General features: G+C 65.6%; 14 protein-coding genes and 2 pseudogenes. 2 read left to right on the forward strand and 14 right to left on the reverse strand.

Annotated elements, in window-relative coordinates; translation table 11 throughout:
- Positions 1–70: 70 nt before the first annotated feature.
- Complete coding sequence (locus tag LH400_RS22765) at positions 71–622, forward strand: hypothetical protein (protein ID WP_229155764.1); 552 nt, start codon at positions 71–73, stop codon at positions 620–622.
- Here the strand turns inward: LH400_RS22765 and LH400_RS22770 are convergent.
- The 4 genes and pseudogenes from LH400_RS22770 to LH400_RS22785 form a co-directional block, all read right to left on the reverse strand.
- A pseudogene (locus tag LH400_RS22770) lies at positions 619–1,764 on the reverse strand (IS3 family transposase). The gene LH400_RS22765 and the pseudogene LH400_RS22770 sit on opposite strands and share 4 nt — an antisense overlap.
- A gap of 214 nt (positions 1,765–1,978) precedes the next feature.
- Positions 1,979–3,061 carry an MBL fold metallo-hydrolase gene (locus tag LH400_RS22775; RefSeq protein WP_229155765.1) on the reverse strand — a complete coding sequence of 361 codons (1,083 nt, stop codon included), beginning with the start codon at positions 3,059–3,061 and terminating at the stop codon, positions 1,979–1,981.
- A gap of 22 nt (positions 3,062–3,083) precedes the next feature.
- Positions 3,084–3,473, reverse strand: coding sequence for a DUF302 domain-containing protein (locus tag LH400_RS22780; RefSeq protein WP_229155766.1), 390 nt, complete (start codon positions 3,471–3,473; stop codon positions 3,084–3,086).
- Positions 3,474–3,717: 244 nt separating this feature from the next.
- Positions 3,718–4,137, reverse strand: a complete 420-nt coding sequence (locus LH400_RS22785; RefSeq protein ID WP_229155767.1) for an EF-hand domain-containing protein — start codon at positions 4,135–4,137, stop codon at positions 3,718–3,720.
- 288 nt (positions 4,138–4,425) lie between these two features.
- Here LH400_RS22785 and LH400_RS22790 point away from each other — a divergent pair, with 288 nt between their 5' ends.
- Positions 4,426–4,617, forward strand: a complete 192-nt coding sequence (locus LH400_RS22790) for a hypothetical protein (RefSeq protein ID WP_229155768.1) — start codon at positions 4,426–4,428, stop codon at positions 4,615–4,617.
- Between the two features lie 848 nt (positions 4,618–5,465).
- Here the strand turns inward: LH400_RS22790 and LH400_RS22795 are convergent.
- The 10 genes and pseudogenes from LH400_RS22795 to LH400_RS22840 all read right to left on the reverse strand — a co-directional run bounded on the left by LH400_RS22795 (position 5,466) and on the right by LH400_RS22840 (position 14,956).
- Complete coding sequence (locus LH400_RS22795; RefSeq protein ID WP_229155769.1) at positions 5,466–6,884, reverse strand: NADH-quinone oxidoreductase subunit N; 1,419 nt, start codon at positions 6,882–6,884, stop codon at positions 5,466–5,468.
- A gap of 1 nt (position 6,885) precedes the next feature.
- Positions 6,886–8,388, reverse strand: a complete 1,503-nt coding sequence (locus tag LH400_RS22800; protein WP_229155770.1) for a complex I subunit 4 family protein — start codon at positions 8,386–8,388, stop codon at positions 6,886–6,888.
- Positions 8,389–8,391: 3 nt separating this feature from the next.
- On the reverse strand, positions 8,392–10,347 hold the full coding sequence (locus tag LH400_RS22805) for an NADH-quinone oxidoreductase subunit 5 family protein (protein ID WP_229155771.1): 1,956 nt from the start codon (positions 10,345–10,347) through the stop codon (positions 8,392–8,394).
- 3 nt (positions 10,348–10,350) lie between these two features.
- Entirely contained in the window at positions 10,351–10,656 is a 306-nt protein-coding gene (gene nuoK / locus LH400_RS22810; protein WP_229155772.1) for an NADH-quinone oxidoreductase subunit NuoK, read from the reverse strand.
- A 13-nt stretch (positions 10,657–10,669) separates the two neighbouring features.
- Positions 10,670–11,272, reverse strand: a complete 603-nt coding sequence (locus LH400_RS22815; RefSeq protein WP_229155773.1) for an NADH-quinone oxidoreductase subunit J family protein — start codon at positions 11,270–11,272, stop codon at positions 10,670–10,672.
- On the reverse strand, positions 11,263–12,183 hold the full coding sequence (locus tag LH400_RS22820) for a complex I subunit 1 family protein (protein ID WP_229155774.1): 921 nt from the start codon (positions 12,181–12,183) through the stop codon (positions 11,263–11,265). Before LH400_RS22820 ends, LH400_RS22815 begins: the two co-directional genes overlap by 10 nt.
- Complete coding sequence (locus LH400_RS22825; RefSeq protein ID WP_229155775.1) at positions 12,180–13,403, reverse strand: hypothetical protein; 1,224 nt, start codon at positions 13,401–13,403, stop codon at positions 12,180–12,182. Before LH400_RS22825 ends, LH400_RS22820 begins: the two co-directional genes overlap by 4 nt.
- Entirely contained in the window at positions 13,394–13,738 is a 345-nt protein-coding gene (locus tag LH400_RS22830) for an NADH-quinone oxidoreductase subunit A (protein ID WP_229155776.1), read from the reverse strand. Before LH400_RS22830 ends, LH400_RS22825 begins: the two co-directional genes overlap by 10 nt.
- 303 nt (positions 13,739–14,041) lie before the next feature.
- The gene (locus LH400_RS22835; RefSeq protein WP_229155777.1) at positions 14,042–14,572 is read right to left on the reverse strand and encodes a c-type cytochrome; all 531 of its coding nucleotides are present in this window, start codon (positions 14,570–14,572) and stop codon (positions 14,042–14,044) included.
- Between the two features lie 99 nt (positions 14,573–14,671).
- Positions 14,672–14,956 (reverse strand): annotated as a pseudogene (locus tag LH400_RS22840) (copper-binding protein).
- Position 14,957 lies beyond the last annotated feature (1 nt).

The raw sequence follows: 14,957 nt of genomic DNA on the forward strand, positions 1-14,957 counted from the left end.
GTTCGTCGGCTCAAGATCGCTCTCCGTTTGCGATCTTGAATCAAATTCCAAGGTAAAACGGAATCCCTGAATGCAGACGCGACCTAGAGCGCCGGGCGAAGAAGTGGAAACCGGTTTTCGGCCAGCCGGCGCGTTGCCAAGGAGATCGAGAGCATCGAGCGATGCCGATTTGTCGCCCGATGCTCTAACAGCGACATCCTTCGATATGGCCCGAGAGCCCCTCCCGAAATGGCTCGTTCGTCGCGGTGGTCGCATCCATTACGTGCGCCGCGTGCCCGGCCGCTACGCCCGTCTCGATCGCCGCGTCTACGTTACGGCCTCATGCGAGACAGACGATGTCGGCAAGGCCCTGATCGCGCGCGACAGAATCAACGCGGCAACGGTAGCCTACTGGCGCGCGCTCGCCCAAGGCGACGATCCCGACGCCAAGGCCCGATACCGTGCGGCGATCAATTATGCCCGGCTCGCGGGCTACGCCTACGAACCCTTCGACATCCTGCGGGACGCGGGCGTCGACAGCCTGCTCGACCGGATCGCCTCGCTGGAGGCGGCGCTCGAAGAGCAGGCGGACCGCGCGCCGAAGCGATATGGCCTGCTGCCGGTTTTTCGGACACCAGGTTAAGCTAGCATAGCTTGCTCCTCGAACTCGACGGGGCTCAGATAGCCCAGTGTCGAGTGCCTTCGCGAGGGTTGTAGAAGCGCTCGATGTAATCGAACACATCCGCCCTCGCGTCATCCCTCATCCTGTAGACTTTGCGGGCCGTGCGCTCGGTCTTCAGCGACGAGAAGAAGCTCTCCATCGCGGCATTGTCCCAGACGTTTCCCGACCGGCTCATCGAGCAGGTGATGCCGTGGTCGGCCATCAGGCGCTGGAACTGCTCACTGGTGTATTGCGATCCCTGGCCGGAATGGTGCAGCAGACTATCGGGCTTGCCTCCGCGCCAGATCGCCACGATGAGGGCGTCGGTGACGAGCTGCGCCGTCATCTCCGCCTTCATCGCCCAGCCGACGACGCGCCGGGAGAACAGGTCGACGACGGCCGCAACGTAGAGCCATCCTTCGGCGGTCCAGATGTAGGTGAAGTCGGCCACCCACTTCTGGTTCGGTGCCGAAGCCTCGAAGGCGCGATCGAGGATATTGTCCGATACTGCCGCTCGCTCCCCGGTATCCTTCGGCAGCCCACGACGCCGAGGCCGAGCACGCAGCCCGTTCTCCCGCATGAGCCTCTCGACACAATGCAGTCCGCAGGAAAGACCCTCGGCCAGCACGTCATGCCAGACACGGCGAGCGCCATAGGTTCGATCGCTGCTCTTGAAGCTGCGGTCGATCGCCGTCACCAGCACCTCATCGTGCCGGGAACGGGCACTGGGGCTGCGGTTGAGCCAGGCATGAAAGCCCGAGCGGGAGACATCCAGCGCGTCACACAGCCATGTCACCGCCAGATGCCCCGGTGCCTCGCAATGAAAGCGAACCTCATATCGCTTCCCTCGCGAAGAAGGCTGCGGCCTTTTTTAGAATGTCGCGCTCCGCCTTGAGCTTCGCGACTTCCTTGCGCAGCCGGTCAATCTCCAATTGCTCCGGCTTCACCTGACCCTGGCCGGGAAACGCATGCTGCGGATCGGCCGATAGCTCGCGCACCCATTTGCGCAGAACATTCTCATGGAGATCCAGATCACGGGCAGCCTGCGCCACCGCAACGCTCCGTTCCTTCACCAATCTCACTGCCTCAAGCTTGAACTCTCGGCTGAACTTCCTTCTTCGCATTCCCACTCTCCAGTTCCGTTAAACACCTTATCTCGGTGTCCACGAAACCGGCAGCAGGCCAGATAGGCGAAATCCTCCGCAGGCGCCCGACCCAGCTTGATCGTCCGGGACATGATCCCGGACGGCGTAGGACCCTCTCCAATAAGCGCGCCCTCGCCGAACCGGATTCCTCTCAAGCCATCATCCGAAAAGGCGCATCACGGCCGATGAAGCCTCATGGTAGAACCAGACTGTCGCCGATGCGCAGTGTTCGTGCGTCGATGCGGCCCGCGGCGGCCTTGCGGAAGCGTCGCGCCGGCGCTTCCCGCGGTTCTGGTGACAGCGCAAACGTTCCCCAGTGAATGCCGATCGCCACGGCCGCACGGACGTCCTGGACGAGCCGGACGGCGTCCTCCGGCGAAATATGCATATCACCGACGAAATAATGGGGCTCGGAGGCGCCGATCGGAACAAGCACCAGATCATAGGGACCTCGCTGGCACCCTATCCTCTTGAAGACCGGGCCGTATGCCGTGTCTCCGACGAACAGGACGCGCCGCGAGCGCGTGCGAAATTCCCAGGAAACCGCCCCCCCATCGACGATTCCGACGATGTTTCGGCGCGTGGCGTGAAGAGCTGGAAGCGCGGTGAAGACGACACGCCCAAGTTGTGAGGAGCTTCCCACCGCGACTTCCCTGACGCGCTGGAAGCCCGCTGCCCGAGCCAGATGTCCGAGCCTTTCCGGCAGGAAGATGGTGGCCTTGGGAAAGCGGCTGGCGATTGCCCTCAGGGACGGCTCGTGGAGGTGATCGTAGTCGCCATGCGAGATGACGACCGCATCGAGCTGAGGCAAGTTCGCTGTGCGGTCTTGACGTCGCACAAGGATCGGCGGCAGCGGGCTAGCAAGCGAAGCGCCGTCCGCCAGAACAGGGTCCGTGAGGATCCTCACTCCTCCCACGTCCAGCAACATCGACGAATGGCCGAGCCAAGTCGCGCGGACGGTTCCATTGCGCCGAGAGGATCGGGATCGTTCGTCGGAGACGGGGGCGTCGTTCGTCGGCCCACCGTCGAGCGCATAGACGCCGGAAAGAATGCAGAGGCTGTGGATGGCGAGGCCGAGACTGCGTATCGGCTCCGGCGCCAGAGACTCGTCCGTCAAAGGCTCGAGAGGCGAAGACGAGGGGGTTGTGAGGCAGCCGGCGAGCGAGAGGCTCAAAACAACGAGCGCACATAGGCTGATGCGATGTCGGCAGATCACACAGTCTCCACTTTTGGAGATGTCGACCGACCGACAGGCAAGCCTGCGCTTGGTCGACATCCACTATCGTGTTCCAGACATCTCAAAGCGCCGCGATGACTTCCTGCAACCGGCCCCGCACCTGCTGGGCCACGTCCCCCAGCCCCGGGTTCCCGACCGCCTGCATGGAGGCGACCGGATCGACGGCCGCGACCTCGACGGAGCCGCCGTCAGTCTCCTGCACGATGACGTTGCAGGGCAGCATGGTGCCGATCTTGTCCTCCTGCTGAAGCGCCCGATGCGCAAGCTCGGGATTGCATGCTCCGAGAATGCGGTAGTTCCGGAAATCGACGCCGAGCTTCTTCTTCATCGTGGCGCGGACATCGATCTCCGTCAAGACTCCGAAGCCGTGCTCCTTCAGCGCCTCGGTCGTGCGGGCGACAGCATCGTCGAAGGCGACGCCGGAAAGGGTCTTGGCGAAGTAGTAGGCCATGGTTTGTCTCCTCTGTCGGGGATGCCGTCGAAGGTGGCAGCCGGCGACTGGCGCAGCGGAGCACGCTTTACTCCTGCGGCCCGATTGCCGGTGGCGTCGCCGAAGCATGCCGCGGCCCCGCGGGCTCCTCCGGCAATTTGAATGCGCCCGTGGTCGCGCGCGGGCGACACGCGGCATCGGCCGCAGCTCGCACACGGCGGCGACGGGCACGGAGGGGCCGGCGGCCGGCCCCTCCTCCGCTCGGCTACTTGTCGTCGGCGTTGCGGCTCGAGCGGGGTCCGAGTTCGTCCATCTCGATCTGACCGTCGCCGTTCGCGTCGAGATAGTCGAACATGCGCTTGTGCATCGACTGGAACTCGTCCAGCGACAGCTTCCCGTCGCTGTTGGTGTCCATCATGATGATCATCATCTGCGGCCCCATCATGCCGCGCCCCATCATCATGCCGGGGCCCATCATGCCAGGGCCCCAGTCGTCGTCGCCCATCATGCCGGGCCCCATGCCCCAGCGACCGCCCCACGGCATCCGTCCATAGGGACGCCCGTCCTGGTTTTGGGCGTTCGGGCCGCCGGTGCCGCCCATCATCTGGCCCTGCTGGGCATGGGCGGCGACGAGGCCGCCCGCGAGGACGGCGGCGGAAAGGGCGAGGATCGAAAGCTTCTTCATGTCAGTCTCCTGTGTGCCGGGAATGCGGATTCGCTTCACGCGCTCCCGTTCGAAGTTGGGTCTGAATGCCGCAAAAGGTCGCGGCGCCTGGCTTGGTTGGTCCGCGGCGGCGGCCCTTCGGGAGCCCGGACGAAGTCGCACCACGCGGCGGCCGCCGGTGTCGGCCAGGATCCGGGGTCGGTCTGCTGGAGGAGCTGGAAAATCGGAGACGGGAGAAAGGGATAGCAGGCGAAGTGGCCAGGTCGGCCGAGGCAGTCGGACGTTGCCGCACCTCGGCGGCAGTGCACCGTGCCCCCCGAGACCATCGGCCCCTCCTGCACGCTGCATGCCGCCATGGTCGCCGCCGAGGCAGGCGCCATGGGCGTGAAGGCGACGACGAACGCCGCCGCCACGGCAAAGACGGCGAGCCGCCACAGCCATGGCCTCATCGCGCTGTTCAAGTCCGGGTGCCGGTCGAGCATCCCTGCCCCCATACATTAGTTTCGCTGCATATGAGGTGGCGCAACCAAGCCTGCCCCGCAACCCCTCCCGGCCTGGGAATTGTTACGGATGTGCCGACCTGGGTGATCGATCGTAGGTCGCCGATGGGCCGTCATCCTGCAGTCCTCCGGTCGTTCGCCCTCGTGCGGACGACCGGCTTCGGCTGGTCGGCGACCGGCCAAGGCGCCATTGTCATCGGGCATACGGCCATCGCCGACACACTGCACGCGGCGGCCGGTCCGGGCACTCCCGGGGCTGCAGGCAGCAATTGCTGCAGATCAGATCTTGTGAAGGACAATTCCTCGCTGGCTGGTGCGCTGAGCGGAGAGCCTTCCGTCCGGGGCAAGCGGCCGAACGGGATACCACACCACGGGCGCCGCGCAATGTGAGACCGCAGGCAAGGCCTCACCGGTTCCTTTATGCACCCTGAGGCCGACCATCGCCTTCAGCCGGCCGATGCCGCGCCCCATTGAAAGATCTGCAGCGACGCAGATGAGAAGACCCGGCGAGACACCCCTGACGATGCAGGTCTTCAGGAGGACTTTCATTCAGGCGCAGAGCCCGTGCCGAGCACGAGACTCCGATCGACAGCAATGCTTCCCGCGAAAGGACCGCCGGTTCGGCCCGCGTGCAGGCGATCGCCGTCGCAAGGCCCGCGCCGGTGAACGGCGCGCCGAACGCGGGAGCCAATCCGACGACCGCCCCGAGCGACGGCATGAGCGCGAGCACTCGGCGATCCCTCTCCTGGCAATCGGCGCCGGCCAAATGGTCACCGCTGGCTCCGGAAACCTCGATATCGATGTCCTTCGGTTCGTCTCCCGGGACAACGTCGCAATGGCGGCATAAGGTCAAATGGGGAGAACAGCCACTTCCATAAGCGGACCGAGTATGAGGCCTGCGAGAATCCCGGTCGCCAGAACGGCGGCAAGGCAGATCCAGAGAGCAACCGCAGACCACGATCCCAGTCGGTGCACCACTCCGGCGGGCTCGCGAAAGATCATCGGCGCGACGAAGCGCAGATAATACACGAGCGAGAGTACGGTGTTGAACAGTGCGGCGACTGCCAGCCAGGCATAGCCGCCGTCGATCGTTGCGAGAAACAGCTCCAGTTTGCCGACGAAGCCGCCGAGCGGAGGGATGCCGACCAGCGACAGAAAGGCGACGGTGAGCGCGATCGCGGCGAAAGGCGCGGATTTGGCGAGGCCGGCATAGTCGCTCCGGTCGGAGCGGCCTCGCAGATCAGTGACGGCCGCGAAGGCGGTGAGATTGGCCGCGGTGTAACCGGCGAGGAAGATAATCAGGGCCGGAAACGCCTGGTCGCTGAGCCCTGCAACCGTCACCGCCATGAGCAGGTAGCCGGCCTGGCTGATCGAGGACCAGCCGAGCATGCGCCGTAAGTCGTCCTGCCACAGGGCCGCGAGATTGCCGAGGGTCATGGTGATGACGGCAAGCGTGGCGATGAGTGGCCGGATGGCGAAACCCGTCTCGGGAAAGAGCGAGACAAGCCGGGCGAGCGCGATCGCCGCCCCGATCTTCGGTGCGACGGTCAGGAAGGCGGCGGAAGGAGCCGGTGCGCCTTCGGCGACATCCGGCAGCCAGGCATGGGCGGGCGCGGCGCCGATCTTGTAGGCCATGCCGATCGCGACGAGGCCGAGGCCGGCGAGGAGAAGCGGCGACGACTTTTGGGTGGCGAGGACCGCCTCCATCTCGCCGAAACCCGGCCCGCCAAGCATGCCGATCATGAAGGTTGCGCCGAGGGCGAGCGCGGTGTTCGCCAGTGCGCCGACGAGGAAGTATTTCATCCCCGCCTCCACCGAAAGCGCCCAGTCACGGTGATAAGCTGCGAGTACATAGCCCGTGGCGGACGAAAGGAGGACGCCGATCAGGACGAGAAGCAGATCCAGCGCCCCCGCGAGCACCATCGCGCCGAGCGCAGAGAACAGGAGCATGGCGTAGTATTCGCCGTGCCGTTGATCGGCCGCAAACCAGCGCGGGGACAGAAGCACTGTGACAGCGGTGACGAAGAGGATGAGAAGCCGGCCCTCAATGCTCACCATGTCCAGCGCGTAGGTCGCAGAAAAGGTCGTGCGAGCGTCGCTATTCGCCTGGACGAAAAGGAAGATCGCCGCGATGGCGAGGCCCGCGAGCGCTACCGGTGCGCCCGTCCATTGCAGGCGGCGCGGCAGGAAACTTGCAAGAAGGACGATGGAGACTGCCGTCAGCAGGACGGCGATCTCCGGCAGAATGTCTCCAAGCGGCATCGCCATGCTATTGCGGCCCGCCGGCGGCCCGGAAGGGGGCGAAGGCAGAACCGGTCTGGATCATGTCGAGCAGCCTGCCAGGGAGGATGCCGATGAGAACGACGAGTGCAAGAAGGGCCGCGAGCGGCCATATCTCGGCGGGCTTCAGATCCTGGAGCGCAGCGATCCCGGGCTTCGTCTCGCCGAAGAAGATCGTCTGGCCCATCATCAGGAAGAGCGCGGCTGTGACGATGAGGCCGATCAGCCCGATCGCAGCTACGAGCGGATAGACGCCGAAACTGCCGGCGAAGATCTGGAACTCGGCGACGAAGCCCGCGAGCCCCGGCAAGCCGAAGCTCGCGAAGGCGGCAAGAAAATAGGCCACCATCAAGAGCGGCGTCACACGGGCGAGACCGCCATAGCGCGACAGCTCATAGGTGCCGGTGCGGGTATAGAAGCTGCCGGCGATCAAGAACAGCGCGCCGGTGATGAGGCCGTGGGCGACCATCTCCGTCACCGCGCCGGACAGGGCGAGAGTCCGTACGCTCTCGCTGCCGATCATCGCGCCGGCGGCGGCGATGCCGAGCACGGTATAGCCCATGTGATTGACCGAGGTGTAGGCGATGCGGCGCTTCAGGTTCGTCTGACCGAGCGCGACGAGCGAGCCCCAGAGGATCGCGACGAGGGCGACGAGCGCAAGCGGGAAGGCATAGGCGGCGAAGGTCTCGCGCATCATCTGGAAGGGAATGCGCACCATGCCATAGGTCCCCATCTTCAGAAGGACGCCCGCCAGGACGGCCGAGGCCGGTCCCGGCGCCTCCACATGGGCGAGCGGCAGCCAGGTGTGAAACGGCACCAGCGGCGTCTTGATGGCGAAACCGACGAGAAAGCCGAGGAGGATCAGGCTGGAGCGCAAGTCCGCTCCGCCGAGCGGCTGGGCGGCGATCAGCGCGCGCATGTCGAAGGTGAGCGTGCCGTTGGCGACAACGAGCCCGAGGATGGCGAGCAGGATCGCGAGCGAGCCGGCGAGCGTATAGACGAAGAATTTCAGCGCCGCGTACTCGGCCTTTTCGTGCCCCCAGCGGCCGATCAGAAAATACATGCCGACCAGCGTCAGGTCGAAGAAGACGTAGAAGACCAGGAGATCGAGCGTCAGGAAGAGGCCGAGCGAGACGCCCTGCAGGAACAGGAACCAGCCGTAATACTGTCGGGCCCGCCCCTTGGTCTCGGCGGGCCAGGCGATGGCGCAGAGGAACAGGAGGCCGCTCATCAGGGAAATGGCGAGCGACATGCCGTCGACGCCCACCCGCCAGGCGACGCCGAGCGCGTCGATCCAGCCGATCTCGCTGACGGATTGGAAAGCGGCCGCCTCAGGGCCGGTGTCGAAGCCGATCCAAACGACGACCAGGCAGAGAAGCGACAGGGCCGACGCGCCGAGAGCGACCGGACGGGCGCGATGCTTTCCTGCGTCTGGCCAGAGAAACAGTCCGAGCGCAGCGAGAAGCGGGATGAGGATCGAAAGCGTCAGCATGGATCAGGACAAACTCATCAGCAGGAGTATGGCTGCGCCGGCGCCGAGCGTGGCGATGGCGTAATAATGGTGGGAAAGGCCGGTCTGAAGCCGCCTTGCGTCGCGGCCGCTCTGTCCGACGGTGAGCGCGAGGCCTTCGACGACGCCGTCGGTCAGCCATTCGCCGAAACGGCTCACCGCGCCAGACACCATGCCGACGAGGCCGGCAGTACGGAAGACGAGGCTTTCCGCGCCCGCCTCGCCCCTCTGGCGCAGGATCCAGGAGGCGCCCCGTCCGCCCAGCGTCACGAGGCTAACCGCTCCGTCGATGAGCCGGTCGTCGAACTTGGCGGCCTCCCGGGAAAGCCGGAGCACGGGTTTGGTGATCGCGGTGTCGATCAAGAACAGCAGACCCAGCCAGCCGGCCGCCCCGGCCGCCGGTCCTTCCGCGCCGAGGTGCCGGTATTGCCGCGCAATCAGGGCCCCGGCGAGGAGGCCGATCCCGACAGCGATGAGGGAGAGGACAAGCGTCGCTACGCTCGCCTGAGGAAGCGCTGTTTGCAGCGCGTCCTCGACGACAGATCGGGCCGGTGGGAGCCATAGCAGCGAGGTCAGGAGGAGGAACAGGGCAAGCCCCGCCATCGCGCCGGTCTCGACCCGGAGGGCGCGGGTCTGCGGCAAGAGGGGCGCGGTTTCACCTTTCTCTTCGTCATCCTCGCTCCCGTCTTCGGGCTGGCCGAAGGCGGAAAGCTGGAAGCGGGCGGCATAGGCTGCGCTGAACGCTCCCGCGAGGATCACCACTCCGGCCGCCACGAAGCTCCAGTGTTCCGCCGCCGTCGCGACAGCCTCCTTGGTCCAGCCCCCGCCAAATGGCGGGACGCCCGCAAGCGAGAGGGCGCAGATCAGGGTCAAGAGCCCAGCCAGCGGCAGAGCGCGGCCGAGGCGCATGGCCGACAGGTCATAGCTGCCGGTCTTTTCGTGGGCGAGGCCGGCGGCGAGAAAGAGCTGCGCCTTGAAGGCCGCGTGAGCCACAAGATGCAGGAAGGCGACTCCCGGATAGCCCGCCCCGACCGCCACGAACATCAGCCCGTAATGGGCGGAGGTGGACGCGGCGAGAAGGCGCTTGGCGTGGGTCTGAAGGAGAGCGACGAGCCCGCCGGCAATGGCGGTCACGGCGCCAACGGCAATGATGGCTCCGGACAAGCCGGGTACGGTGGCGAGGAAGGGCTGGAGGCGCAGGAGGATGAAGGCCCCGGCGGCGACCATGGTCGCGGCATGGAGCAGCGCCGAGACCGAGGTCGGCCCCGCCATTGCCCGGAACAGCCAGGGCGCGAAAGGGATCTGGCCGGATTTCGAGGCGGCGGCAAGCAGCAGGCCGAAGCCCGCGACCGCGGCCGGGACGCCGCTCATGCCGGAGAGGCCGTCATAGGAAAACGAGCCGGTTGCGGCAAAGACCGCCATGGCGGCAGCGAAGAGGCCGAGATCGCCGAAGCGCGTCGTCAGGAATGCGTAAAGGCCGGAGGCAACATTCTCTCGCGCGCGCCATTCATGGCCGATCAGCAGATAGGAGCAGACGCCGACCAGCTCCCAGCCCATCAGGAGCGTCAGGAAGTCGGCCGCGACGACCAGGAGTTCCATGCCGGCGACGAAGACGAGAAGGATGCCGAGAAGCCGGTGCAGTCCTTGGCTTTCCTCGTGGAAGGCGGCATAAGCGAGGACGGGCAGCGCGATCAGTGGCACGAGAACCGCCATCGCGCCGGCGAGCGGCGGCAGGGCGGCCGTCAGGCCGAGCGGTCCATGCCAGGCGAGTTGGCCTGTCCATCCACCCACCACCCCGAGGCCCGCGACGAGCGCCGTCAGCGCCATGGCGGTAGCGGCAAGGCCGGTCAGCCAAAGGCGCTGGCGCCCGTCTTCTCCGCGCGGGGAGAAAGCCGCCGCGATGGCGAAGATGAGGGGCAAGAGCGGAAGAAGAAACGCCATCGCTCAGTGCTTCATCGTCGCAAGGCTCTCGGTCACGTCGGCCTGCCGCTTGCGATAGACGGCCGTCACCAGGGCGAAGCCGATCGCCATGTCGACCGCCATCACCGCCATGATGATGATCGCCAGGAGTTGGCCTTCCGGCGCGCCGCCCATCGTGTGCGCCCAGAGGCCGATCACGGCGAGAAGCCCGCCGTTCAGCATCAGTTCGAGGCCCATCATCAGCATGACGAAACTCTGCTGCGACAGGGCGCCGTAGAGGCCGATCCCGATCAGGGCCACGGCGACGATGAGAACACTGGTGAGCGTCACGGGTCGGTCCCTTCTAGTGATGGTGATGATGGCCACCGCCGCCCTCATCGGGCTGGCGTCCGGCGGGTTCGCCGTCCGGCTCGAGGCCGGGCGGCATGGAGCCCTGATCGGCCATCCCGAAGCGGCCGGAGCGGGCGGAGAGGATGACAGAGCCGATCATCGTGGCGAGCAGCGTCACCCCTGCTGTCTCGAAGATCAACATGGACGAGCCCAAAAGCTCGATGCCGAGATCGCGGACCACCGGCGCGGCCGGGTCGACGGGGTTCTCGGGAAAGTGCGTGAACAGGATCGCGGTGGTCAGCCCGGCGAAGGCGAGGACGCCGGCGACGATCGAGAAGCGGTGCTGATGTACCATCATCATCGGGTTGAGACCGGCCGGGTTCATCATGAACATGACCATGAAGAGGGCCATGACCATCATCTCGACCGCCATCATGAAGACGGTGGCGACGCCGATATAGGGTGCGGCGAGCATGACGATGATCAGCCCGACCGCGACGAATGAGAGCAGCAGGAGGAAGGACGCCCGCACCATGGAATCGGTGGCGAAAACCCGCCATCCGGCGACGATCGCAACGGCCGACAAGGCGAAGAAGATGAGATCGTTCAGGCCCATAGAAGCAACTCCACACCGACCGCGAGAAGCATGAGGAAAGAGAGCGGCAGGAGCATCGTCCAGATCACGCCCATCACGCGCGCCGGTGGCAGGCGGGCGAAGACACTACCGGCGCCAACGAGCATCAGAAGGACCAATGCCGTCTTGAGGGCCAGCCAGACGAAGCCCGGCAGGAGCGGACCGAGATAGCCGCCGAGAAAGGCCGTCGCCGTCACGGCCGAGACCGAGACGAGCATGGTGAGCCGCGCGATGCGCCAGGCGAGCAGTGCCGGGCCGGAAACATCCGCCGTTACGCCGCCTGCCAGGTCTTGCGGGCTGGCATAGTCGAAGGGGCCACGCAGGCTGATCGCAAGGCCGAGCATCAGAAAGAGGATCAGCCCCGCCGGCTGACGCACGACGTTCCAGACCGTGCGCTGTGCCTCGACAATCTCGGTAAAGCCGAGAGATTCAGCAGGCAGGGCCGCACCGATCAGCACGAACATGGACAGAAGCATCCCCGGCAGGGCAATCGCCACGTAGCGGTAGGCGCCAATCAACGGCAACGGTGCGTTCGCCGACCAGCCGAACATGAAGACGGCCACGATGGTCAGCGCCTCGCAGCTTCCCCAGACGACGATGCCGACATCGCTCGGGATCGCAACGAGATTTGGACCGAAAGGCACGACGGCGAGGCCGATGATCGCGAGCGCCAGATAGAGCGCCGGTGCAAGACCCCAGAGAAGAGCGTCCGGTGCTTCGGTGCGGACGCGCTGGGCCGTCAGAAGCCGCGCGGCATCGGCGACGGCAAGGCGCCAGGACGGCGCATTCCGCCCGGCGAGGAGTGCCGGAACGGCCCGATCGGCGAGTGCCGCGCCGGCAAACCCGATCGACAGGAAGAGGATCAGTAGAAGGGCGGCAAGGAGCGTCGTCATGCGCTGCCTCCATGGCCGTGATGATGATGGCCATCATGTTCGCCGCGAGACTTTTGCCCGTCATGGCCTGCACGATCGCCCTGCCCCTGATGCCCACCATGCTCGTGGTGATCATGCTTCGGGTGCATGTGACCACCCTCATGCTCGTCGCGACCGCCCTCCTCCTCCTCCTTTTCGTCGCTGAGTGCGGCCAGCGCCGCCAGGGTGACGTTGTCGAAGCTGTTGAGGAGAAGCAAGGCTTCGGTCCATTCGAGACCGGGCAGAAGCGAGGAGAGGTGATCAGTGTCCGCCGCGACAGGCGGCCTCGCGGCAGCCCTTCCGTCCGATGCCGCGACGAGATCGAGAAAACGCGCCCGCACATCCGTCCCGCCCATGGCGCCGAGGCCCGGCGGGATGGCGAGCGGCGCGCCCGACCAGCGGATCGCGCGCTCGAAACTGCCCCTTGCCTTCGATGACGGATCACCCGCCGCCGTGAGCCGCGCACGAAGGGCTAACGCAGACAGGCCGAGGAGATCGAGAAGCCGCGCCAGCCGCAGCAGAGACGCGCTTTCAACGTCATCCACCGCTTGCGCCAATGGCGGCCGCAACACCGCGGCCGATTGAATCATGTCGCCCTGAAGCGTCATTTCCAGCAATAGACCCGGCGGAAACATTGGCAGGAAAGGACCGAAGCGCGCCGTATAGGCGTCGAGCGCGAGGCCGTCCCGCAGATCGTCCGCTGTCATCGCCATCGGTCGGCCATAGGGCGTGCCGCCCATCATGCCCTTGCCGCCCTGACCGTGGGGGCCGATGCCCTCCCAGGGGTTGGCCGGCTCGTCCTTCAAAAGATCCGCCTCGCTGTCCCGCTCGCCCTCGACCAGTTCGCGCCAGAGCAGGGTGAGACGGTCAATCGCCGCCTCGACCACACGGCTTGGGTCCACAGCATGCGCGCCTGTCACCAGACGTTCCGCATCCCCCAGCGCTTCGCCGACTTCGGCATCCCAGAGCAGCGTCGCGCGCGGATGCGGCATCTGGTCGTGCAGGCGACGCAGGTCTTCCCGGTCTTCGAGCCGCATTGGCCCGGCGATGAACAGGATGGCAGCATGGCGCGGGGTTGCAACGCGCTCCAGGCGGGAGTCCGTAAACAGAAGGTCCAGACGGTCCCGCATCGCCTCGCCGGCCGCGGCGAAAACCGGCGCAGGCGCCTCGCGCGCAAACCCCCGAAGCGCGTTCACTGCCACCGGAACAGGCCCTCGCGCCAGGCATAGACGATGCCGATGGAAAGGATCGCGAGGAACATCCCCATTTCCATCATCGCCTTGCCGCCCTCCTCGACGAAGACGACCGCCCAGGGATACATGAACATCATCTCCATCTCGAAGGCGATGAAGAGCAGCGTCATGGAATAGTAGCGCACATGGTAACGCTGCCAGGCGTGCGTGTCGGGCGTGCCTCCGCCGAGAAACGGAAGCTGCTGGGGCGCCGTTGCGCGATCCTGCCCGACCCAGCGCATGAGGGGAAGGATCGCGATGATCGAGACCGCCGAAACGACCAGGATTTTCGTCACCAGCTCCACGGCGCACTCCCTCACATTGCCCCCTGTGGCAAGATCCAATCAATAAAGCGCGGTGACGCGGCTTCAACCGCAAAGCCGGGCCCGGAGCCGACGGCCGGCGTGCGCAGCGCATCTCCAAAAACGTTCAAGTTTTTGAATGTGTTGCGATCTGTCGGATCGTCAGCCGGCTGCATTCTTTGCTGATCGTCCACCAGCGGACTCGGAATGAGAGAGCTGACCCGGCGTAGGAGGCGTAGGATCTGCCGCCGAGACGGAAGTGGACGGCTTGCCAGTCGCTGCGCGTTTCGGCCGCTCCGCCGGCGGTCAGAAGATGCCATTGGCCTTTTGCACTTCGCGCACGTAGGCGACGATATCCTGGACTTGGCGGGGCGTGATGCCCTCGACCGGCGGCATGTTTCCGAATTGCCAGTGATGGGCCCGCGCTCCTTGCATCGCCGCGATCAGGAAAGCCTGGTCACCATGGTGGTTCGGCTCGTAGATCCCGTGGATCAGCGGCGGCCCTTGGTCGGTGCCGCCGCCGTTCGCGCCGTGGCAGGCGGCGCAACTTTCGGCGAACAGCTTCTGGCCATGCGACGCCTGGGCCGAAAGCTCCGGCACGGTCACGTCGACGATTTGATCCGCCGCGCCCGGACGTGGGGAAGTCGCTCTCCAGACCATGAACACGCCGATCGCCATGATAGCGATGAGCGTCAGACCTTTGGTTTTCGTCATCTTCATCCTTCGATTCCTTTTTTGGGACGGGTGGGCGAACGGTTTGCGGCGGTTCGCAAGCACTGCCGCATCGGGCCGACCACCGATCGCCGGCCAGCGCGAACCAAGCTGATCACTCCGCACGGCGAATGCGCAAAGACCGGCACCCCTCCTCCGTCAGTCCAGTCGGCGCCCGACCTCAGACACCGACCCTTTTTCACCCGCCGTCGGCTGGCTGAAGCGTCACTTCATATCGGGGACGGTCAGCTTGCCGCGCAGGCGCTCGGCGACGAATTGGAACGTCTTGCCTTCCTTGACTTTCTCCCGCATCGCCGGGTCGGCGACGGAGAAGACCATCGTCATCGCCAGCATGTCGAGATTGGTCAGTTCCTCGTGCTTGATGGTCAGCTACTTGCCTTTGGTGTCGACCTTCTGGACGACGCCCTTGGTGAATTCGGCGGCCGAGACCGCGGACAGGGCACCGAGCGAGAGAGCGGCGGCGAGCGAAATGCGAATGAACGACTTCATG

Origin of the sequence: Jiella soli (assembly GCF_020615385.1) — a bacterium.
In the GTDB taxonomy this organism is placed as follows: domain Bacteria; phylum Pseudomonadota; class Alphaproteobacteria; order Rhizobiales; family Rhizobiaceae; genus VKMB-3413.

Coding starts and splice junctions, on each gene's coding strand:
- LH400_RS22805 (WP_229155771.1), bottom strand. CDS start 10,347: ATGGCGTTTCTTCTTCCGCTCTTGCCCCTCATCTTCGCCATCGCGGCG.
- LH400_RS22800 (WP_229155770.1), bottom strand. CDS start 8,388: ATGCTGACGCTTTCGATCCTCATCCCGCTTCTCGCTGCGCTCGGACTG.
- LH400_RS22765 (WP_229155764.1), top strand. CDS start 71: ATGCAGACGCGACCTAGAGCGCCGGGCGAAGAAGTGGAAACCGGTTTT.
- LH400_RS22780 (WP_229155766.1), bottom strand. CDS start 3,473: ATGGCCTACTACTTCGCCAAGACCCTTTCCGGCGTCGCCTTCGACGAT.
- LH400_RS22820 (WP_229155774.1), bottom strand. CDS start 12,183: ATGACGACGCTCCTTGCCGCCCTTCTACTGATCCTCTTCCTGTCGATC.
- LH400_RS22815 (WP_229155773.1), bottom strand. CDS start 11,272: ATGGGCCTGAACGATCTCATCTTCTTCGCCTTGTCGGCCGTTGCGATC.
- LH400_RS22785 (WP_229155767.1), bottom strand. CDS start 4,137: ATGAAGAAGCTTTCGATCCTCGCCCTTTCCGCCGCCGTCCTCGCGGGC.
- LH400_RS22795 (WP_229155769.1), bottom strand. CDS start 6,884: ATGGCGATGCCGCTTGGAGACATTCTGCCGGAGATCGCCGTCCTGCTG.
- LH400_RS22775 (WP_229155765.1), bottom strand. CDS start 3,061: ATGTCGACCAAGCGCAGGCTTGCCTGTCGGTCGGTCGACATCTCCAAA.